18 protein-coding genes are annotated in these 22,373 nt (G+C 50.3%); 10 read left to right on the forward strand and 8 right to left on the reverse strand.

Annotation, left to right across the window (positions count from 1 at the left end):
* The first annotated feature begins 54 nt into the window (after positions 1 to 54).
* The 5 genes from EK374_RS12415 (at position 55) to EK374_RS20780 (ending at position 5,503) form a co-directional block, all read left to right on the forward strand.
* Complete coding sequence (locus tag EK374_RS12415) at positions 55 to 1,110, forward strand: glycoside hydrolase family 43 protein (RefSeq protein WP_164731870.1); 1,056 nt, start codon at positions 55 to 57, stop codon at positions 1,108 to 1,110.
* 106 nt (positions 1,111 to 1,216) lie between these two features.
* Positions 1,217 to 2,176 (forward strand): alpha/beta hydrolase, encoded by a 960-nt coding sequence (locus EK374_RS12420; RefSeq protein WP_127023995.1) that lies wholly within the window; start codon positions 1,217 to 1,219, stop codon positions 2,174 to 2,176.
* 159 nt (positions 2,177 to 2,335) lie between these two features.
* Positions 2,336 to 3,514, forward strand: coding sequence for a hypothetical protein (locus EK374_RS12425; RefSeq protein WP_127023998.1), 1,179 nt, complete (start codon positions 2,336 to 2,338; stop codon positions 3,512 to 3,514).
* Between the two features lie 15 nt (positions 3,515 to 3,529).
* Entirely contained in the window at positions 3,530 to 4,405 is an 876-nt protein-coding gene (locus tag EK374_RS20775) for a DUF5060 domain-containing protein (protein ID WP_206099198.1), read from the forward strand.
* A 12-nt stretch (positions 4,406 to 4,417) separates the two neighbouring features.
* On the forward strand, positions 4,418 to 5,503 hold the full coding sequence (locus tag EK374_RS20780) for an apiosidase-like domain-containing protein (protein ID WP_267898338.1): 1,086 nt from the start codon (positions 4,418 to 4,420) through the stop codon (positions 5,501 to 5,503).
* A 492-nt stretch (positions 5,504 to 5,995) separates the two neighbouring features.
* Here the strand turns inward: EK374_RS20780 and EK374_RS12435 are convergent, their stop codons facing one another.
* From EK374_RS12435 to EK374_RS12450, 4 genes are all read right to left on the reverse strand, one after another.
* The gene (locus EK374_RS12435; protein WP_127024001.1) at positions 5,996 to 6,802 is read right to left on the reverse strand and encodes an oxidoreductase; all 807 of its coding nucleotides are present in this window, start codon (positions 6,800 to 6,802) and stop codon (positions 5,996 to 5,998) included.
* A gap of 34 nt (positions 6,803 to 6,836) precedes the next feature.
* Positions 6,837 to 9,902 (reverse strand): efflux RND transporter permease subunit, encoded by a 3,066-nt coding sequence (locus tag EK374_RS12440; RefSeq protein WP_127024004.1) that lies wholly within the window; start codon positions 9,900 to 9,902, stop codon positions 6,837 to 6,839.
* On the reverse strand, positions 9,899 to 11,014 hold the full coding sequence (locus EK374_RS12445; protein ID WP_127024007.1) for an efflux RND transporter periplasmic adaptor subunit: 1,116 nt from the start codon (positions 11,012 to 11,014) through the stop codon (positions 9,899 to 9,901). The genes EK374_RS12440 and EK374_RS12445 overlap by 4 nt, the downstream gene beginning before the upstream one ends.
* A gap of 77 nt (positions 11,015 to 11,091) precedes the next feature.
* Positions 11,092 to 11,709, reverse strand: coding sequence for a TetR/AcrR family transcriptional regulator (locus EK374_RS12450; protein ID WP_127024010.1), 618 nt, complete (start codon positions 11,707 to 11,709; stop codon positions 11,092 to 11,094).
* Positions 11,710 to 11,796: 87 nt separating this feature from the next.
* On the opposite strand from EK374_RS12450, the gene EK374_RS12455 reads away from it, so the two are divergent.
* From EK374_RS12455 to acuI, 5 genes are all read left to right on the forward strand, one after another.
* Positions 11,797 to 13,281: an efflux transporter outer membrane subunit gene (locus EK374_RS12455; protein ID WP_206099199.1), complete on the forward strand. Its 1,485-nt coding sequence runs from the start codon at positions 11,797 to 11,799 to the stop codon at positions 13,279 to 13,281.
* Positions 13,278 to 14,714, forward strand: coding sequence for an MATE family efflux transporter (locus tag EK374_RS12460; RefSeq protein ID WP_127024013.1), 1,437 nt, complete (start codon positions 13,278 to 13,280; stop codon positions 14,712 to 14,714). Before EK374_RS12455 ends, EK374_RS12460 begins: the two co-directional genes overlap by 4 nt.
* A 95-nt stretch (positions 14,715 to 14,809) precedes the next feature.
* Positions 14,810 to 15,049, forward strand: a complete 240-nt coding sequence (locus EK374_RS12465) for a hypothetical protein (protein ID WP_127024016.1) — start codon at positions 14,810 to 14,812, stop codon at positions 15,047 to 15,049.
* Between the two features lie 139 nt (positions 15,050 to 15,188).
* Positions 15,189 to 15,821 (forward strand): acrylate utilization transcriptional regulator AcuR, encoded by a 633-nt coding sequence (acuR, locus tag EK374_RS12470; RefSeq protein WP_127024019.1) that lies wholly within the window; start codon positions 15,189 to 15,191, stop codon positions 15,819 to 15,821.
* Between the two features lie 44 nt (positions 15,822 to 15,865).
* The gene (gene acuI / locus EK374_RS12475) at positions 15,866 to 16,858 is read left to right on the forward strand and encodes an acrylyl-CoA reductase (NADPH) (RefSeq protein WP_127024022.1); all 993 of its coding nucleotides are present in this window, start codon (positions 15,866 to 15,868) and stop codon (positions 16,856 to 16,858) included.
* A 245-nt stretch (positions 16,859 to 17,103) separates the two neighbouring features.
* Here acuI and EK374_RS12480 read toward each other — a convergent pair whose 3' ends face one another.
* The 4 genes from EK374_RS12480 to EK374_RS12495 form a co-directional block, all read right to left on the reverse strand.
* Positions 17,104 to 17,553 carry a hypothetical protein gene (locus EK374_RS12480; RefSeq protein WP_127024025.1) on the reverse strand — a complete coding sequence of 150 codons (450 nt, stop codon included), beginning with the start codon at positions 17,551 to 17,553 and terminating at the stop codon, positions 17,104 to 17,106.
* A gap of 109 nt (positions 17,554 to 17,662) precedes the next feature.
* Complete coding sequence (locus tag EK374_RS12485) at positions 17,663 to 18,520, reverse strand: LytR/AlgR family response regulator transcription factor (protein WP_233280242.1); 858 nt, start codon at positions 18,518 to 18,520, stop codon at positions 17,663 to 17,665.
* Positions 18,513 to 19,598: a sensor histidine kinase gene (locus EK374_RS12490; RefSeq protein ID WP_233280243.1), complete on the reverse strand. Its 1,086-nt coding sequence runs from the start codon at positions 19,596 to 19,598 to the stop codon at positions 18,513 to 18,515. The genes EK374_RS12485 and EK374_RS12490 overlap by 8 nt, the downstream gene beginning before the upstream one ends.
* A gap of 98 nt (positions 19,599 to 19,696) precedes the next feature.
* Positions 19,697 to 22,321: a glycoside hydrolase family 3 protein gene (locus EK374_RS12495; protein WP_127024028.1), complete on the reverse strand. Its 2,625-nt coding sequence runs from the start codon at positions 22,319 to 22,321 to the stop codon at positions 19,697 to 19,699.
* Between the last annotated feature and the right edge of the window lie 52 nt (positions 22,322 to 22,373).

Raw genomic sequence — 22,373 nt, forward strand, 5'->3', positions numbered from 1 at the left:
AAAAAATCTCTGTTGGCTCTGTGTTGTGTTGCCGCCTTGTACTGCAGCGCTACAGTGGCAGAAACCGCTGAAAACAAAGCTCAAATGATTGCCCCCTCAAGCTTTGACAACCCTATTATTAAGTACGATAGCAAAGACCCAACTAACGAAGTGGGTGACTTGATCTACACCGCAGATCCAGCCGCTTTGGTAGTGGGTGATACCTTATACCTGTACAGCACTCATGATGAAGCTGTGCCGGACGGCAAAGATTACCGCATGTACGACTACAGGCTTTGGACCAGCAAGGACTTAGTAACCTGGCAAAATAAAGGCGCAGTGTTTCGCTACTCTAACTTTGATTGGGCCAGAGGCGATAAGAAAACAGGCAATGCCTATGCACATCATCTGATCCAGCATAAAGATGGCTCAGGCAAAACCAAATACTACTTTTATGCCGCAGTAGAAGGCGGCCAAACAGGCGGTCAATTTGGTTTTTCTATCGGGGTTGCTGTATCAGATAGCCCTGAAGGCCCGTTTAAAGACCCACGGGGTATGCCGATGATTTTGTTGGAAGATACAGCAAAATACAAAGACCACACCTGGCGCAATATAGATCCGGCGGTATTTGTCGATGACGACGGCAAAGCCTACCTGTATTGGGGCAACCAGCAGTTATGGTGGGTGGAACTGGAAGCCGACTTAGTCCATCTGAAAGGCGAAAGCTACACAGTGGATGCGCAAGGACGGATGCAAAACCGTGACACCAGCAAGGTGAAGATCCATGCGGTAGATAGCTTGCCGAACTTCGAAGAAGGCCCTCACCTGTCCAAACATAACGGTATTTATTACTTAGTCTATGCGGCAGGTTTTCCGGAAAGCCTGGCTTATTCCACCAGCTCGTCGGCCACAGGCCCCTGGAAATATCAGGGCATCATTATGCAGCCTTTGCCTAACACCACCACTATCCACCCGGCGATGTTTGACTTTAACGGCCAGACCTATCTTGCCTATCACAGCGCCGACCTGCCGGGCGGTGGCAATTACCGCCGTTCGGTCAGCCTGGACCGAGTGTATTTCAATAAAGACGGCACTATTAAACCCATAGTCAGAACCTCCAAGAAACAGTGAGAAGGTTAAAAAAGCAGTCCGGGCAGCAACAAACTAGCCTTCTCCAGGCCGTTGCGTTGCGGGTAGCCGGCTCCAATTCAGAAGACACAACAAGGAAAGGAACGAAATGAAAAGTAACTTTTTAACTCCTGGCTGCTCACACTTTGGCCTGTTCCGGCAGAGCCTGTTGCTGGCCGCTTGTTTATGGACAGCTCAGGCTGTGGCGCAAGCCAACGATACGATGACACCCATAGCCGCACCCGATCAGAGCAATGCCATAGAACTTGGTACTGGCCCGCTGCCAGATGCCAAGGCGCAGGAATCCTGGCATTCGCAGTACGGCAGCAGATTTGCACGTAACGTTACAGTCGCCACACTAACGCCCTTTTTACCTGATGCAAAAACGGCCAGCGGTGCTGCGGTTATTGTGGCCCCTGGTGGCGGCTTTCGCACTTTGTCGATGGACAACGAAGGCTGGGATGTCGCCAAAGCGCTGGCGAAGCAAGGTGTTGCAGCTTTTGTGCTGAAATACAGATTAAATCAAACCCCGGCCGATATGGCTGCCTTTGAGCAAGAAATGGCGCAGATGTTTTCCGGTACTGCGCGCCGCCCGCCCCGTCCTGATCCAGCTGAAATGGTGAAACGTCTGGCACCGCAACTGGAAGATTCAAGCGCCGCCTTTGCTCTGATTCGCAAACGTGCTGCCGAATGGAGGGTCGATCCGGACCGTATTGGCATGATAGGTTTTTCCGCCGGCGCCATGCTGACTATGGCAACGACGCTTGTAGGTAAAGATGCCAAACCCGCTTTTATCGCCAATATCTATGGCCCATTGGCGGAAGTGGCAGTACCAGCCGACGCACCGCCATTATTTGTCGCCCTTGCCGCTGATGATCCATTCTTCGCCAATGGTGATTTTGGCCTGGTCAAAAACTGGCAACTGGCGAAAAAACCAGTCGAGTTTCACTTTTACGAGCAAGGCGGTCACGGCTTTGGCATGTACCCGAAAGAAACCACCAGTACAGGCTGGTTCGGCGCCTTTAGCAGTTGGCTGAAGATGCACGGCATGATGCAGCCTAAAGCCTAAAAGCCAAACGGCTAATCTGGCCGTCTCCTGTGTATTCACGAAGTCGTTACTGTAGGGACGTCCCTTGTGGGCGTCCGTTTTCGAATGATCTGCCAGGCTCGTCAATAAATCCGCGTCATATGGGGCCGATGTACATCAACCAATCAAGAGAAATTCATAATGAAAACTATAAAAACCACTCTGTTAGGCGGGCTCTTTATCTTCACACCGCTTGCCCATGCCGACTTTGTCGACGACTTTAATCATTCCGTTGCAGGCTGGCAAAGCCTGACCGGAGATGGCGAGGCGCAGTTAACTTTTATCCCCATGGATGGCTTTGCCCGCATGCAGGTCGATGCCACTAAAGATCAGCACAATATCTATTGGACCATTATCAAACGTGATGTTGCGCCCTCTTTGGATATGGAAAAGCTCAAAAGCCCGGACTACGAACTACGTGTGGAAGCGCGGGTTCGGGCCAGCCATGCGCCGCGCCGGGTCAACTTTATGATCAACACCCAGCGCACCACGGATTATCACCAACATTTACGCGAATATGATCTGGACCAGACCACAGACTGGCAAGTGATCAGTATGACCACCCGCAATTTAGACGCTGTGCCTGGCGATCAAGTGAATGTGCAACTTGGCGTTACTGACTGGGGGCCAAGCCAATACCATCTCGATGTGGATTATTACCGCGCCGAAGTGGTGCCGGTGAAGAATGCCAAAGCCGATTTGGGCGAACCTTTGGTCTATCATCCGCCTATCCCTGCACTTGAAAGCTTTAAACAGCACCTGAAGGTCAATCAGGATACCAGCATTAATTCGGCTTTTCCTTTAGTCAATTTCAACAACTGGACTTCCGACAATGCTAGGGTTTTCACCGTCAGTGCCGGACAATACCCCTTGCTGCGCTGGGACTTACAAAGTTTTCGCGGCCAAAAAGCCAAAGGGTCTGGCGTATTGGAGCTTACCACCCAGTCACTGCAAAAAGGCGGTAACTACGTCGCGGCTTTGGGTGAGGATTTTGGTATTGAATTCGATAAAGTGCGGGTGTTCGAGATTTTGGCTGGTGATGCAAACTGGCAACAACATAACGTGACCTTCCAGAGTTTTACCCAAGGCAAAGATCTGCAAGCTGCTATTAACGGCCAAATGATTTTTGATACCGAAGTAGCGCCAGCACAAGGCAAAACCCTGGTCACTATCCCCCGCCCTGTGCTGCAACGCCTGCTTGATGGCACCACCCGTGGTCTGTTACTACAGCCTTTAGGAGCGCTTGAAGTGTCCTTCTACGACTCTGAACATGGCGATGGCAGTCAGGCGCCTAAATTGCATTTCAGCAGCGCGCAATAACCAGCTGAGGCCCCCATGAATCGACTCGTTAAATTGCTTTCCATACCGCTATCTATAGGGTTTGCAATCACAAAAGTACTGGCGCTTGTAGCTGCACTCACCCTTGTGGGCTGTACGGCGTCAGCCACCGACACTGTTGCCCCCAATCAAATCCGTACCTGGCAGATGCAGGAAATTGTGCTGCTGGCAGCCAAACCTTATGCCAATTATTACACCGAGGTTGATCTCTGGGTGCAGCTAAAAGGGCCAGGTTTTGATAAACGGGTGTATGGCTTTTGGGATGGCGATAACAGGTTTGTAGTGCGGGTGGTGGCCACAGCGCCCGGCCAATGGACCTGGCAAAGTGCGTCTAACCATCCGGATGATGCGGGTTTAAATGGCCACTCAGGCACCTTTACTGCCGTGGCATGGACAGCGGCTGAAAAACAGCAGAACCCAAACCGGCAAGGTTTCGTGCGGGTATCACCAAACGGCCACGCGCTTGAATATGCCGATGGCACCCCCTTTTTTATGGTCGGTGATACCTGGCTGGCGGCCAGCACCTGGCGCTTGCCATTTCGTGGCGCCGCCACGTCCACAGATTACCAACCAGGCCCTGGCATTGGTTTTGAAGATGCGGTCACGTATCGCAAGCAACAGGGTTTTAACTCGGTCAGTATGATTGCCGCTTTCCCCAATTGGGATGCCGATCTAAACCCCAGCACCCATGCCGATCACAATGGCGTTTACCTGCGCAATGCCTGGGAAAAATTTGGTTATGACGTTGCAAGTGAACAAGGCACTGATGCCTCGGGTGGTGTCAGTTATTGGGGTTCTTTTACCGCCAAAAGTATGCGCGATGAATACGGCCATCTGCCCTTTGCAATGTCGGCACAGCATAAAGGCGTGTAGGACTTTAACCGCATCAACCCGGCCTATTTCCAAAGCCTGGACCGCAAAATGCAGTACTTGTCGCAACAAGGTTTTGTGCCACTGCTGGAAACTGTGCGTCGCGACGTAGGCCCGTCCTGGCATGCCTACTTTGATTTTAATGAAAGTTTTGCCCGCTACACCCAGTATTTAATTGCGCGTTATGGTGCCAACAACCTGGTGTTTAGCGGTATTCATTTGGATTGGATCCCCAAAGACTTCAGCCTGACTGCGGCCCAATTTAATGAAGCGCTGACGTATCACTTAAAAAAATACGGCCCACCGCCTTTTAACCAACCTATGACAGTGCTGATTGACCGATCAACCTATGACGCCTTTGGTCATGCCGGGCAAGTGCCCTGGCTGACTATGCATAGCGTGGGCAATAAGCCACGGGATCATCGAGTGGGTGCCGCGCTGGAAACCCAATTTAAGCTGACTCCGGCTTATCCCACTATTAATTTCGAACCTTATTACACCGGCTGGCTGCACGAAATAAACAAACCCGCAGGTGAAGAGCCACCCGCCAATTCAGCGCGGGATAATTATTTTGCCCGCGCCCAAATGTATGGCTCTGTGCTGTCGGGCGGTTTATCCGGCCATGTGCATGGCACTGCGGCTTATGATGTGACCTCAACCGGAGAACCGGCAGGTGCCAGGCCGCAGTTTTGGGATGCGTTAAAGTATGGATCCGCCAGCTATATGCAGCATCTGCAGGCTTTTATGTTGTCAGAAGGCCGCCGCTATCAGGATTTAGGCTTAGCCTCAGAGGATCTTTCGGTGCGTAAAGCCCCGGGCAGCCCGGACGATGGGCTGGATGGTTGGTCTTATATGATGCGCACCAAAGAAAAAGACCTGGCGCTGCTTTATTTTGAAAACAAAGCTGTGTTGCCTAAATTAAAAGGCTTTGTGCCAGGTAAAAGCTATAACTTGAAATGGTTCGATCCAATCAATGGGCAATGGCAAAAACCGCTTTCTATAACAGCGAATACCGATGGCACTTTAGTGCTGCCGGCTTTTCCGCAAGAAAAACAAATCGCCAGCCGCGACTGGGCTGCAAAAATTTTGTTGGAGCAATAAGGGCTGTTTCGAATGATTTGATGTTCAGGCGATATTGAAAAATAAGCGAAGTATGTTTTTCCGAATCCAACGGAGCGGTCAACTGCAACGCAGACCCGCCGTGGATACATCCGTGTAGCGTGCAGGGTCTGCTAACGTAGTTACCCGTCCGTATCCCAGGCGCATCTGCATCGTCACTTTGTGCCAACTGCTGACTTTACAGTTTTTCACAATGAAATGTCTGCTTTCGAATGCTGAGCGGAATTCACTGAAAAAGCCTGCCTCATTTTGTGTGTTTTTTGAGTTTTATTTTTGAGAGAGTTGCATCTATACCACGTGACTTCATCCTATGGTTTCTCAAAATATTGGGAGGTCTGTGAATCGAAACCAGTAACTAGGTTACCTAATTTAGGGGGGGCAGCCAAAGAGTGCTCCCTGAAAGGCTGTTCAATGCAGCCAAGCCGACATTTTAGATCGACCTGACTGCATGTAAGTACTTTTTAAAATCAAATATTAACTCAAACCAAATGTTTTCCGGATCCCTTTGGATACGGGACCTGAAGGCATAAATCGGCGTAATTTACTTAGCAAGGATGCCTCACCTGATGGTGTGTGACGCATCCGCCAACGGCCTGTTGCAGCTTTGACAATAGTCTTTGCCACACCATCTGGTGTTGGAGCCCCTTGAACAGTCTTTACCACAGTGTTAGTCGATAGATTGCGTTCATGATCATAGTCCATGATCTTTAGCGCGGTCATCGGTGCATTTAGATCCAGATTGGTTTTAGTAAACGAAGGTTCAACCAGAGATACCCGGATGCCAAACTGCCGGACTTCATGGTCCAGACTCTCAGACAGACCTTCAACTGCATGTTTCGATGCAGAATACAGACCCATATAAGGGGCAGGTAGGAAGCCAAGTACAGAACTGATATTAATGATGCGGCCATATTTTTGTGCGCGCATCTGCGGTAATACCGCTTTTATCCTCCGCAGCATACCAAATACATTAGTGTCAAATAATGAATGCGCTTCATCCGTTGATGATTCCTCAACGGCCCCCACCAGGGTGGTCCCGGCGTTGTTGACCAATACATCGATCTGGCCCGCTATATCAATGATTGACTGGATAGCCAAAGCAACAGAATCGTCCCGACGGACATCCATCGCCACAAATTCGACCCCGGCAATTGGCATGGTTCTAGTCAAATCCCGCACTGTGCCGAACACCCGAAAGCCATGCTGGGCAAACATTGCCGCAGTAACCCGACCAATTCCTGATGACACTCCAGTGACCACCACAACTTTTAATTTAGACATAAAAACCTCTTACATAATCTGCATACATGATTGATCAGACCTGGTTGTCCGGTTTGATTTTGAACCAGATGGCGTACATAGCTGGCAAAAACGCCAAGGTAAGGACAGTACCGGCGAAAGTTCCGCCGATCAGTGTGTAAGCCAGAGCTCCCCAAAACACCGATTGTGTCAAGGGAATAAACGCCAGTATTGCAGCCAGCGCAGTCAGCAGCACTGGCCTGGCTCGTTGCACTGTGGCTTCAATTACCGCGTGAAACGGCGCCAGTCCAGCCTGTTGATTGTGCTGGATTTGTCCGAGCAGAATTAAAGTGTTGCGCATCAGGATCCCGGACAATGCAATCAGGCCAACCAGTGCATTGATGCCAAAAGGTTGCTGGAACAACAGTAGGGTTGGAACCACGCCAATCAAACCAAGCGGCGCCGTCAAAAACACCATCGCCATGGCGGAATTGGAGCCGGTCTGCAACACCAAGATCAATAAGGTGACCGCGATCATTATAGGAAACAGCGGAAGCATAGCGACCATTGCCTTACCTGACTCTTCAATTGAGCCCGCCTCTTCTATGCGATAGCCATCAGGCAAAGCATCTTTGATAGGCTGCAACTGTGAAGTGATCACGGACGACACATCCGGTGGTTGCAATCCATCGGCAATATCACCGCGTACGGTGATGGTTGGCATCCGGTCACGCCTGCGCATTACCGGTTCTTCCATTTGCACTTCGATTTCACCAATTTGTGACAACGGGATCCGTTGGCCATTGATACCAGCCAAGGTGAAATCAGCGAGGCGTGCTGGGTCCAGCCGCGTGTCACCACTGGTGCGGGCAATCACCTGAACTGACCGGATATCTTCGCGCACTACAGTAACCGGCGCACCTGTCAGGAAAAATTGCAGTTGTTGTGCCACTGCACTGCTCGTTAACCCCAACGCCTGTAAACGGTCTTGTTGCAGCTTGAAACGCAACACAGGAGTGCGGGTACCCCAGTCTGTATTTACAGTACGCATCATAGGGCTGGCTGCCAGTACTTTCTCAACCTTGTCTGCGATGTCGCGCAACGTTTCTGTGTTAGGTCCAACCACCCGATATGCAACCGGATAGGGCGAGTAAGGGCCGAACACCAGCTGCGTTACGCGAACCTGGGCTTCAGGAGCGAGACCATCGGCTATCGCCTGACGCAAACGATGCTTGAGCGCTTCACGTTCCTGTTGGTTGTCGGTCCGGATTACAATCTTGGCGAAGGACGGATCGGGTAATTCAGGCCCTACAGAGAAGAAGAAACGCGGTGCGCCCTGGCCGACATAAGCCGTGACAATTCGGGCTTCTTCTTGCTTGGCCAGCCAGGTTTCAACTTTTGCAGCAGTATTGCTTGTTTGAGTGATAGTAGTGCCATACGGCATCTGTACTTCAACCAGGACTTCAGGCCGGTCAGAGATGGGAAAGAACTGCTTCTTCACCATACCCATCCCTAAAATGGCCGTGACAAACAAGGCTGCCACTGCGCCTGCAGTCAGCCATTTTCGGGTGATAACCTGCTGTAAAATGTGGCGCAAACGGTTGTAATGGGGCGTGTTGTAAATCGCGTTATGATCGCCTTCGGTTTTTGGCTGTTCTGGTAACAGTTTCACTCCCAAGTAGGGGGTGAAAACAACCGCAACCACCCAGGATGCAATAAGTGCAATCCCAACTATCCAAAACATATTGCTGGTATATTCACCCGCGGTGGACCGGGCAAAGCCATTTGGCATAAAACCAACCGCAGTGACCAAAGTGCCGGACAACATCGGTGCAGCAGTGTGACTCCAGGCATATGCGGCGGCCGCCGCCCGACTGAAGCCTTCCTCCATTTTTACCACCATCATTTCAATGGCGATGATGGCATCATCGACCAATAAACCCAGTGCAAGGATTAATGAGCCAAGAGTTATGCGGTCAAAATTTTTGCCGGTCGCCAGCATCACTAAAAAGACCGCGGCGAGAGTCAGGGGCACTGCCGCCGCAACAACTAATCCTGCACGCCAACCCATGCTGAGAAAACTGACTAACATCACGACCAGCAGAGCAGCGAAAAACTTCAGCATGAACTCATCCACCGAAGCACTGATGTTAACTGCCTGATCTGTGACTTTGCTTAATGTCATACCTAAGGGTTGTGCCGCGTTGATAGCCTGCACTTCCTGGTCCAACGCTTGACCTAAATCAAGACCATTCCAACCTTCCCGCATGATAACGCCAAGCAGCAATGCCGGCTCTCCACCGCTTCGGACCAAAAATGTGGCAGGATCTTCATAACCCCGTTTGACCTCTGCAATGTCAGACAATTTGATGATCCGGCCCTGTGCTACAACCGGGGTATCGCGGATCTTTTGCAGTTCGTCGAATGCCCCATCCAGACGGATAAAGACCTGCGGTCCTTTGGTTTCCACTGAGCCTGCGGGCGTCAGCACATTTTGCTGGTTCAGTGCGACAAACACGTCCTGTGGACTAACCCCTAAAGTGGCCAGCCGCTCGTGTGCTAACTCTACATAGATGCGTTCGGATTGCTCACCGATGATATTGACCTTTTTCACACCAGGTACGTGCAATAAGCGCTGACGCAATGACTCTGCGCTTCGCACCAATACACGTTGTGGCTCGCCTTTAGCCTTGAGAGCAAACAAAGCAAAAGTGACATCGGCATATTCATCATTGATCATCGGGCCTATCACACCGCTAGGCAGGTTGATGCTCTCATCACCGACTTTTTTGCGTGCCTGATAAAATTGCTCCTGTACTTCAGCCGGCGGAGTGCTGTCGAGCAGTGTCAAAGTGGTAAATGCTAAACCCGGTCTGGTGTATGTTTCCGACCGGTCATACCAGCGCAATTCCTGTAAGCGCTTTTCAATTTTTTCGGCAACTTGGTCTTGCATTTCCTCTGCGGTGGCCCCTGGCCAGGCAGTGATGACAGTCATGACTTTAATGGTGAAGGCTGGGTCTTCAGCACGACCTAATTTAAGAAATGACACCACCCCGGCCAGCGAAATCAACAAAATCAAAAATACAGTGATGGAACGATGTCGCACCGCCAAGGCGGACAAATTGAAACGACTTCCGCTCATAACGAAGCTCCTTCAGTTGCACCTGAAAGGCCCGATTGTGCAACTCGCACCGGATTCTCATCCCGTAACAAATGCGCTCCGAGCGTGACAATTTGAGCGTCTGGGTTGAACGAGCCACTGATAAAGGCAAGCTCTGTATTAAGCCGGTGTACCGTGACAGGAAGCCAGCTCACTTTCGCCGGAGAGCCAGAAACAACCCAAACCCCAGGCCCATTTCCCTGGTCAAACAACGCGGTGATCGGAACTTGAAACTGGATCGTTTTGGAATTCACTTCATCGGAAAGTTGGATCATCACGGTCGAGCCTAGTGGGGCAGTGGCCAGCGCACCGTTAAGTACATAACGCGCTTCGAAAGTGCGAGTCAGTCTATCAGCCGTCTCAGACAACTGACGTAATCGTGCCGCTTCGTCGGTTTGACCACTGCCAAACAAAGTTGCAGTCGCCAAGGAGCCTATCTCTGGACGGAGTGTTTCCGGCAATTGGATCTCGGCCTCGCGCGGGCCCATATGAGCCAAACGAGCTACCGTCTGACCTGACGAGACGACCTGGCCTGGTTCAGCCAGAGTTTCCATTATGATCCCATCAGCATCAGCAACGAGCTCGGTATATTGCTTAGCGTTGTCCGCAACTTCAGCCTGTGCTTTGACTGCCTTTAATTGGGCTTGCGCTGAGTCGGCGGCGGCTTTGGCCTGATCATAGGCTGAAGCAGAAATCGCCCCTGTTCCCGTTAGGGCACGTAAGCGTGCTTCATCATCTGCGGTCTGTTTTGCCAGCGCGGCGGCTGCGACTACCGCAGCTTGTTGTACATTGGCTGCGAGTTGCAAATCAACTGGGTCAAGCCGCAGCAGTACCTGCCCCCGTTTAACTTTCTGGCCAGTATCGACGAAACGCTCTTTGATCTTCCCGGCAACTCTGAACCCCAGGTCACTCTGCACTTTGGCCGCCACCACACCTGTATACGTACGCGTTGTCAACGATGCGTTTTGGATCTGCACGGTTCGGACAAGAGGTGGGTCTGTACGTGGATCTGAAGTGTTTACTTCGTTGCACCCAATCAACGTTAGCGAGAATACAGTGACGGCAGTAAGTGAAATAAGATGGCGTTGAAACATAATGGATCCCCTAGACCAATCGTTTAGAAGATCTATTTTATTCTAGTGACCATTTTAGTCAATAGTCACAAACTAAATTAGGGGGAAAGGCTACGCAAGACCAAACTGGATAAATGGGTCGCGGCGTCACGAGCACGGTCAAAGCTATGTTGCAGCAATAGTGGATTCAGGTAAGGACGCATTACCAGATAAATGGATGTAACTGCCTCATCCATAGGCGTTTTTCGTTCAAAGTCGCCAGAAAGGCGGCCTTGCTGAATAATATCTTGCAGTAACTCCCGCATGTGCTCGTCGTAGGCTCCCGTGGCCTGCCAGCCTTCCGAGGCTGCTGCAACAGTAATTTCGTGCAATCGGCGATCATTAAAAAATAGTCGTAGGCCTGCCTCAACCATGGCTCTGAACATTTGCCGCAGCTTTTCTGGTGGTTTGTCCGTTGCTTCTATTGCTGACCGCACTTCGGTTTCTATTTCACGTAAACAATTAGCGCAGATCATTTCGCCAATTGCTTGTTTGGAAGTGAAGAACTTATAAATATATGCTTTTGAAAAACCTATAGATTTTGCAAGGTCAGACACGGTGGTTTTCATATATCCGTACTGCCTGAAATGTTCGCCGGCAGCCAGGATAATCTGATCTCTGACATCGTGATCTGCCGGACCGCGCTGTGAAACCGGATAGTTGTCGTCGTTACTCATATATTTTCAAAACCCATACAACTTAAGCAAAGTACGCATAGTGTACTCGTCATAGAAAAAATTGACAACGAGTGACCAATAGGTAATATGGTCACAAATAAACGACCCTATTTGAGAACACCTATGTCTGTTAAACATAAGAGCGTTGCCTTGGTTATCGCATGTATTATTAGTGGCTGCGCTGTCGGCCCAGAGTACGCTGCGCCTCAAATCATCACCAAACGGCAGTTTGACGGGCAAACGGCGGTGATGCAGCGCTCAACCTCTGCACACGCCGCCATCGAGACTTGGTGGCAAGGCTACGAAGACCCGTTGCTGACGCGTTTTATTCAACTAGCGTTGCAGCAAAATCTCGATATAGCTCAGGCACAATTCAGAATTGATCAGGCAAAAGCAGGTTTGTCAGCAGCCAATGCAACATTACTGCCGTCAGGAAATATCGACGGGCATGCGGCACGAGCCTATCAATCAACCGAAACGCCACTTGGCCAGTTACTGGCTCCACAACCAGGTTTTAGCCGTTACAGTAGCAGCTACGAGGCGAACCTTGGCATCGGCTGGGAATTGGATCTGTTTGGAGCTTTACGCCACGGTAAAGCCGCTGCCCTGGCGGATTATCAGGCCGCAGCAGCCAGCGAGGCGGCAGTCCAGTTGGCTGTGGCTGCACAGACCGCTGACATCTACGTCAATATTCGCGGCCTGCAACTCCGCTTGGATGTAGCAAATCGTCAGTTGCAGACGCAACAGGCGCTGGTATCGAATCTGCGATTGTTATCTGAACATGGACTCATCGCACCATCAGAACTGGATCAGGCCCAAAGTCTGATGGCTCAGGCGAGTGCAGCGGTGCCTGGGTTAGAAGCCAGCATTGTACAGGCGATGAACATGCTTGATGTCATGCTAGGTGCACTGCCGGGCACCTATCAGCAGGAACTGGTCAGTACGAAGTATCTTCCTGCTGTTCCGGCAGTTCAAGACATCGGTACACCAGGAGACTTACTCAGGCGTCGGCCAGATTTGATTGTCGCAGAACGCAAACTTGCCTCAGCAAACGCACAGATTGGCCAAGCGATTTCAGAGTATTACCCGAAGTTCTCCCTTGGCGGTCTGATTGGCAGTGCAACGACAACATCGGGCGGTCTGTTTAATAACGCAAGCAGTCAGGCTTCAGGGGTTCTTGGGTTGCGCTGGCGTTTGTTTGATTTTGGACGCATTAATGCACAGATCAACAATGCTAAAGGGCGGGAAGCTGAACTGTTAGCGGCCTACCGGCTGGCGAATCTACGTGCGACTGAAGAGGTTGAGACTTCTTTTACGGAACTGCTGAAAATGGAACAGCAAGCCTCTTTTCTACAGCAAGGAACACAATCCCTCAATCAGGCGCGGTCGGCTGCGCAGGCCGCTTATAACCAGGGTATCAATAGCCAGATTGAAGTACTGCAAGCCGATGAGAAATTACTGCGCATGACCGATGCTCATCTTCAGGCGCAAATTGCCGCTGTGCGCGCATCGATTAGGGTTTTTAAAGCCCTGGGTGGTGGCTGGGATAGCCATTCTGAGCATAAATCATGAATATATCACGACCAGCGACAGGGGTTCCGGCTTCTGCAACTCAGGCTAAAACCGAAGCAATATTAACAGGTCCTGTGCTGCCGGTATTATTTGCATTGGCTTTACCGACGATTGCTGTCCTGTTGATCCAAACTTTTGTTGGTCTGACCGAAACTTATTTCGTCAGCTCCCTTGGCTCTCATGCTTTAGCTGGCGTGTCCGTGGTTTTTCCGCTGTTAATGTTGATGCAAATGATGGCGAATGGCGGCTTTGGTAGTGGTCTTGCAGCCGCTGTGGCGCGGGCAATTGGCGCCGGTCGTTCACAACAGGCCGCATCATTGGTCTGGCACAGTGTTTGGGTTGCAGGTTTTCTGGGCACCATTTGTGCTTTCGCGTTCGTTTTTGGCGGCCACCGCCTCTATTCGATCATGGGCGTCTCAGGCCCTGCGCTTGAGGCTGCGTTAGCATACTCAAACATCATTTTTTTGGCATCACCGCTGATTTGGTTAGTTGCCATGCTGTCAGCAGCAATGCGTGGGGCTGGAGATACAGCCACACCGGCACGTATTACTCTGGGTGGTGCTTTGCTATTATTGCCAATATCACCGCTGCTCATTTTCGGCTGGGGGCCTGTACCTGCATTTGGCGTCAAAGGGGCAGGTATTGCAATCGTTATATACTATTTAGTGGCAGTAATTTTACTGACTAAGCAGATGCTGCGTCCGGACGCCACAGTTGCACTGGTGCGAACTCCGCTAAAAACCACTTCCTTTCTGGAAATTGCCGGCGTGGGTATGCTGGCATCTGTAGGTACAGTACAAATCAATCTGACTGTTGCAATTGTCACTGCGGCAGTCGGCACTTTCGGACAGGCTGCGGTTGCAGGATATGGTATTGCTTCGCGGCTGGAGTATATTCAGGTGCCCTTGCTATTTGGACTCGGTACCGCCGTAATGACCATGGTAGGCGTAAATATTGGCGCTGGGCAAATTAAAAGAGCACAGCGGATCGCTTGGATTGGTGCGGTAGTCGCTTTTATATTCACCACTATGATTGGCTTGGTTGCCGCCGTTGCACCTCAGCTCTGGCTAACGCTGTTCAGCCATGATCCCGAAATTCTAACTTTAGGAAGCATTTATCTGCAAAACGTTGCACCTTTTTATGGCTGCATCGGTGCGGCGATGACGCTGTATTTTGCTTCAATTGCAATGAAACGGGTGCTTTGGCCGGTACTTGCCGGCACTGCGAGAATGATTGTGGCAGCATTCATTGGCTGGATAGCGGTGGGATATTTTGGTGCTGACATCAACACCTTGTTTCAAATATATGCCCTAAGTGCAGTGTTATATTTTGCCATCACTGTAATTTCAATTTGGCGTGGGAATTACGTCGAAGAATTGCACGGAAAAAGCGACTCAAAGACGTTCGCTAAAAACAGAAAATGTTCAGTGTAAAGGTTATGTGGGGGAGCACACTTCCAATGCCCAAATGATATGACCTGATACACACGGCAAAATAGTTTTCAAGAACAGTAGAAAGAGTACCTACAATGGCCAAGAACAACGCGGATTATCCAGATCCATCCAATCGTTCCAAATTAAACGCCATCAGCAGGCTTAAAATGCTTTTCAGACGATTAAGCAGAAATGTCGAGAATATAGCTGTCGCATCAGACTACAGTTATGGCGATTTTCTGCATGATAAAATTGCAGCCCTTGAAAAACGCGTTGCGTTACTTGAAAACAAAGCTGTTCCTTCTGAAAAGAATGCATCGGCTGAGAAGCTATGAAGGGAGTGTTACCTCATTTTGGGAAGCCAGTAATACCAGCAAGTATGTATCTGATACGTTCACTTGCCACTCGATGTGGCGTTGGGTTTCGACTTTTGTCTAGCTTGCTTTTATAGACGGTCGGTCTATTATTCTGTTTATGACTACATTGACCACTACACCGCGTAGAGGGCGCCCGCCTAAAACTGCGGCGCAAAATCGGGATATCCGCGCTGAGTTGATCAGAAGCGGTCTTGCGCATTTAACCGAACTAGGCTTTACCGCGTCGGGTTTGGATCAGATCCTGAAAAAAGTGGGCGTGCCCAAGGGCTCGTTTTATTTTTACTTTCAAAGCAAAGAAGCCTTTGGCCATGCGGTACTGACCAGCTACGCCAACTACTTTGCCCACAAGCTCGATAGCCACTTACTGGACACCGGCATCCCTCCGATACAACGCATTCGCAATTTTGTCGACGACGCCAAACAAGGCATAGCCCGGCATCAATTCAAACGCGGGTGTTTGGTCGGTAACTTAGGTCAGGAAGTAGACTTGTTGCCAGAGAGCTTTCGGCCAGTGCTGATTGCAACCTTCCAAAGCTGGCAGCACCGTGTGGCTAGCTGCCTGCGTGAAGCGCAATTAGTAGGTCAGCTTGCAGTCAATGCCGACTGCGATGCGCTGGCTGAGTTTTTCTGGATTGGCTGGGAAGGTGCCGTCAGCCGTGCCCGGCTGGAGCAAAGCACCAGACCCCTGGATAAGTACGTAGAACTTTTTACTCAGCGCTGCGCCGGGTAATTTTTTTATTAGTTAATAGACGATCGGTCTATTTAGGAGGCACCATGTTTAAAGGCGTATTGATTGAAAAAGACCCACAAAGTTATACCGCCACAGTAAAGGACCTGGACGACTCAGTGCTGATGGACGGCGACACCTTAATCAGTGTGGCGTACAGCACGCTGAACTATAAAGATGCGCTGGCCATTACCGGTAAATCGCCCGTCGTACGCAAATTCCCGATGATCCCAGGCATTGATTTGGCAGGCAGCGTGTTGAGCTGCACCTCGGGTAAGTTTAAAGCCGGTGATCAGGTGCTGCTAAACGGCTTTGGTGTTGGCGAAGTACACTGTGGAGGTCTAGCACAACAAGCGAGACTATCCAGTGAATGGCTGATTGCACTCCCCAACGCCTTATCTGCCAAACAAGCGATGGCGATCGGTACCGCAGGTTATACCGCCATGTTATCTGTGATGACGTTAGAAAAGCATGGTGTAACGCCTAATTGTGGCGAAGTACTGGTGACAGGTGCCAATGGAGGAGTTGGCAGTTACGCTATCGCGCTGCTAGCAAAACTCGGCTACACAGTAATAGCCGCCACTGGTCGGGTTGAAGAAGCCGATTATTTGAAAGCACTGGGTGCCCACGAGATTATCGATCGGCAGTTGCTGTCTGAACCGGGTCGCCCGCTGGCGAAAGAGCGCTGGGCTGGCGTGATTGATTCGGTCGGCAGCCATACACTGGTCAATGCTTGTGCCAGCACCAAGTACGGTGGCATCGTGACCGCTTGTGGCTTAGCCCAGGGCATGGACCTCCCCGGAACTGTGGCACCTTTTATCTTAAGAGGCATAACCCTGGCAGGCATAGACAGCGTGATGCGGCCAGTGCAAGACAGGATCGCTGCCTGGGCACGATTGGCTGAATTGTTAGATGCAAACACCCTCGACGCTGTCGCCAGCGAAATCCCGCTATCTGCGGTATGCGAAACCGCCCAGCGGTTAATCGACGGCAAAGTACGGGGACGTATAGTGGTCAATATCAATGAGCGATGTAATTAGATCGTTTATCGGCCAAACCCAAAAGTGAGACTACAAATATTTCTGTATAAGTGGCTGTTTATCATAACGATACGCGGCCACCGCACGCTCATTTGCTTCTAAGATTGCACCAATATCCCCGTTCAGCGAGTTGTGGACATAGGTTTTCAAAAAAACTTGACTATGCCTAAGTCTGCTTTTCGCTCAAAGCCGCCCTTAAAACCAATCAAAATATAAGTCGCTACGACAGAATATAACCCCTTCAGCTACAGGCTGTTTTTATCCATTCTATGGTGCTCAAAAATCTCTATGGCGGCTTTTAGAAAGCCGAGCATGCCAAGGGCCATCACTATGGTGCCAACGGATACATCCTTTAGAATGCCTGGGGCGCTGTAAAAGTAGCCGACTAAACCCAGCAGCAGAAACAGCAGGATCATCAGGCTCATAATACAAATCATCAGTTTGCCTTTGGCCGGGTTTTGCCAGATGTTTTGCGACAACTTATTCTGCATTTTTGTGGTGTCCTGTAAAGACGAGAAACTGATGCCAAGGCCCATAAAAATCAGCGCTGTGTTGAGGCTGGTAAAAATGATCGACGGGTTGGCTTTTAGTGCAGCAAAACCTGCCAGATAGGGGCTAAAAGCAAAGTAGAGAGCAGTGAACATCAATGGGTACTGCAGGTAACTCAGGTAATGAAACGCCAGTTTAAAGTTCATGAAGTAGTCCCTGTGTGTGTAAGACTCCATGCTCGCCGATTTTTTCTGTGTTGTCAGCTGTAATTTTATTGTTAGTTTAAAGTTATACAAAAAGGCTTAACAAAGCGCCCTACCCCAACAACCTCTGTCTTAGCGCCCTGGCATAAGTGCGGCTTACTTTAAGCACCTTGCCATTGAGTAAAATAGCCTTGTATTCAGAGTTACTCAGCGGTTGCAGGCTTTCGATATAGCTCAGGTTCACAACTGTCGATTTATGAATACGGACAAACACATCGGGCAGGCGCTCGTCGATCAGGCTTTTGAGCCTGGCCCGCATTACATGGGTTTCGGCTTGGGTATGCACGCACATATAGTCACCGGCGGCGTCTATCCAGATAATGTCCTGATACGGAATCAGCTGAATCGGGTTGCGGCCGTCCTGGATCACCAGTTTCTGACGTTCTATGCAGTATTGTGATTGATTGGCCCCGGTGTCTGCGTCAGTCTCGTTGTGTTGCAGCGAGCTCTGCGCTGTATTCTGCTCAAGGCTTGCGCTCTCAGTTTGCGTGATGTCGGCCACAGCTGAAAGCAGTTGCGCTTTGTCAGCGCGGATGGCGCTAAGTTCGCTCACTCTGGCTATAGCTTCTGCTAATCGTTCCGCTTTCACAGGTTTTAATAAGTAATCCAAAGCCCGCACTTCAAAAGCTTTCACCGCATGTTGATGAAAAGCGGTGACAAAGACGATGGCCGGACACTGTTCGGGCTGTAACTGGCGAATTAGATCAAAGCCTGTTTGCTCTGGCATTTCAATATCAAGAAAAATCAGCTCAGGCATTTGCGCGTCAATGCTACGAACCGCTTCAGCAACACTATGGGCCTCGGCTATCACCCGGATCTGCGGAAAAGCTGCCAGCCTCAGTCGCAAGCCTTCTATGGCTGCTGGTTCGTCGTCTACGATCAGCGTATTAATGATGCTCAGATTATTCACCTTGTTGGCCGCCCGCTAATTCTTTTGGAATGCTGATTTGAACCCAGGCGCCCGCTTGCTCCCTGTTACCAAAACTTAAGGTGCTTTGGTTGGGGTAAATCAGCGCTAAACGTTCTTCACAATTCTGCAGGCCTATACCGGTAGATAAGCTGCCCGTGCCGCTTTCTGGCTGGGGGCTAAAGCCACAGCCATTGTCCAGCATGCGGATCAACAGCTGGCCATTCTGTTGACTAAAGCTGACCGAAATATCGTAACTTTGCTGCGACGATTTCATGCCATGTTTCACGGCATTTTCTGCCAGAGGTTGCAGCAATAACGAAGGCACCAGCAGGTTCTTCACCTCATCGTCCGCCACTATGGACACATTCAGTTTGTTTCTGAAGCGGCACTGTTCGACGTCAAAGTAGGTTTGTAAAATGTGAATTTCTTCCGCCACTGTCACTTTGGCTAAAGGGTCTGTGTATAGGCTATAACGCAACAAATCACACAGCTTTTCCAGCATAGACACGGCGTGCTGATTGTCCTGCTTTAAAATTAAGGTGCAAATGGAGTTGATGCTGTTAAACATAAAATGCGGGTTGAGCTGATAACGCAGCATTTTTAACTGGGCTTCTTTGGCTAAATGAATAGCTTCAGCCGCCTTCTGCCGCTGCTCCATGGTTTCAAAGATAGCTTTGGAAGCGTAATACAAGGCTGTCCAGGTCAATAACATGGTTAAAGAAGCCGAGTTCCAGGTGCCAAAATCAAACCAGGTCATGGTTTGCCACGGCTGACCATAGAGCCACTGCAAGGTTTGCCATTTCCACTGGGTCCAAACCAGACAACTTAGTAACACTACGGGCAAATGCAGCAGAATTTTTTCCTTAACCTGCCTTGTGCTGTTCCGGCGGTACCAGCTTCTTAACAACAGGGTCAACAAAAAACCAAAACTGGAATCCAACAGCAGATGAGGCAGGCCCACTTGCCAGGGTTCCTGGCTGGGAATTTTGATCATCAAGGCTGTCAGCAAGGCGTAGACAGCCCAGCCGCCACACTGACAGAGCCAGAACAATTGATTACGACTTAACGATTGCAACACTATGTTTTTCCACTTCGAAAGAAACAAAAATGGTGCCGCTGCCGACACCACTTTTTATTTATTAACTGTTGTTCAACACTTTGCTGTGATGAGCCTGATCAGTTGGCACAACCTACCACTATAGTGCCATTGGCTGCTGTGCTCTGTTGCGCAGTCAGCACCATTTCAGCCACAGCCAGGCTATGTTGCCCGCTGGAGCTAAAGATCAGAGCATCTGATACGCGTTTTAGCTTAGGACTATCCGCACAATCCAGCGCGACCTCGACAGTATGCCATACTCCGGCTTTTAGTGGTGCCAGAGCTTTGACCAGCGACAGCTGACGCTGACACAGGCCTTGCTGATCACAGAGCACGCCCAGATTGAGTTCTGCAGGCACTGGCTGGTCAAGACGCAGGCTCAAACGTAAGGCTTTGGCTTTGCTGAAATCGCTACCTGACAGGGGTTCGATGTAGCGCAGGCTGGCTGAAGCTTTGGCCGCACTATTCCAGCGCAGCTGTCGACCGTCTTCCTGATAGGACAGGTTGACCGATTGCATCGCCAGGCTTGTACCGTCCGCACTGACACCAAAAGGAGTAGTAATCAAAGTGGCGTTTTGCGCAGTGCTTTTGCCAGTGCTGTTGTCAGACAGCACCCAGGCCATATCCGCAGCTAAGTTGCGGACAAAAAGTGGCTGTATACCATCATCACTGCCAGCGACTGCAACTTTGGAGCCTTGTTCTGTAAATTGGCCGAGGTCTTTCTTGTCGGCATAAGTTAAGCCGTAACCATAAGCAAATAAGGGGTCATAGTTCGCATCGCCTTTATTCAGCACAAACTGGTGATCGTACTTAGGCCAGGAGAAACTTAGCTTGCCCTGGAAATCATAACGGGCTTTGCCAGCGTTATCGGCCAGCAGCACGTCCGCCACACCCTGACCTTCTGAACCTGGTAACCAGGCCACGACAAAAGCGTCGGAGGCGTTGATTTCTTTATTGGTCCACAAAGGCCGTCCAGTTAAGAACACTGTGACTACCGGAATGCCCTGCTGTTTTAGCTTTTTAATTAAGGCTAAATCAGTCTTGTCGCCATGCTGGTATTCCAGTTGCTGAATATCGCCAAACCATTCGGCATAAGGTTTTTCACCTATCACCACCAGCGCGACATCTGGTTTTTTACGGTAGTCACCATCGACAGCCAATTCCACCTGACCACCTGCGGCTTCCACCTGTTGGCGTATGCCCTGGTAGATCGACGTGGCATTAGGGAAATCAGCATTGGTGTTGTCTGTGCCCTGCCAGGACACACTCCAGCCACCAGCCTGTTTGGCAATATTGTCTGCACCATCACCAGCCACCAGCACCCGGCTTTTCGGCGACAAAGGCAATATCTGCTGGTTATTTTTCAGCAGCACCAAAGATTTACGTACAGCTTCCCGGGCTAAGTCTTTATGCGCCTGACTGTTAAATACCGCATTCTGCACAGACTCAAGCCGGCTGGACGGTTTACCACGCGACAGCAAACCCCAGCGAATTTTTGCCCGTAAAAAGCGACGCACCGCATCATCAATACGGGCTTGCGGAATAATGCCCTGCTCTACCTGACGAATGGTATTGTGGTAAAAAGCTTCGAAGTGCTCAGGCACCATCAGTACGTCGACACCAGCATTAATAGCACCAGCACACTGCTCTAAATCACAGCCTGCGACAAAGGTATGGGCATTCCAGTCACTGACCACAAAACCATCAAAACCCATTTGGTTTTTCAGTACATCGGTCAGCAGGTACTTATGACCATGCAAACGCACACCATTCCAGCTATTAAAAGATGCCATCACCGACTGCACACCAGCTGCAATAGCGGTCATATAACCTGCGGCGTGAATATCACGCAGGCCTTGTTCGTCAATCAGCGTGTCGCCACGGTCTATGCCTTTTTCAGTACCACCATCACCAACAAAGTGTTTGGCGGTGGCAATGCGGCTAGAACCCTGCAGAAAATCTTTGCCTAAAGTGCCCTGTAAACCCGACACCATCTGGCCAGCATAGGCTTTGACTATGGCCGGATCTTCTGAGTAACTCTCATATGTGCGGCCCCAGCGATCATCCCGCACTACGGCGACTGTAGGTGCAAAACTCCATTCAATACCTGTAGCTGCGACTTCTTTGGCTGTGGCTACCCCTATACGGTGGATCAGTTCCGGATCATGGGCTGCACCCAAGCCAATATTGTGTGGAAACAAAGTAGCGCCATAGACATTGCTGTGGCCATGCATAGCGTCTGTGCCCCAAATGGTTGGGATCCGGCTACCGTCCTGGCTGGCATCCACCGAAGCTTCATACATTTCGTCGGCGTATTTTAACCAGACGTCCGTTGTCGCTTGTTTTCGACCATAAGGCGCAGTATTGCCGCCGTTCAGGTAAGAACCAAAGCCGTATTTACGCATTTGCGCGACGGACATATAGCCAATTTCCGGCTGGATCATCTGCGCCACTTTTTGCTGCAGAGTCATACGTGCCAGGATCTGGTCCAGCATTTTTTCCAGCTCCGGGTCGCGCTTTAAGCCGGTATTAACAAAAGGCCACTGCACTGCAGAGGATGCGTTTTTGTTCTGTGTGGTGCTTGGGCTTTGAGTATCAGCCGCTGTGGCATAAGCCGTAGTTGCCAAAGCTAAGCCCAGTAATGCCAGTTTTTGCTTGTTGTGGATGGTTTTTATAAGAGTTTTACTGCTCTTGGTACTGATCATAAACATCTTCCTTCGCATGGTCACAACGCCCCACCAGGCCAGGTGTTAAGCG

The organism is Rheinheimera mangrovi (assembly GCF_003990335.1).
GTDB classification, from domain to species: Bacteria; Pseudomonadota; Gammaproteobacteria; order Enterobacterales; family Alteromonadaceae; genus Pararheinheimera; species Pararheinheimera mangrovi.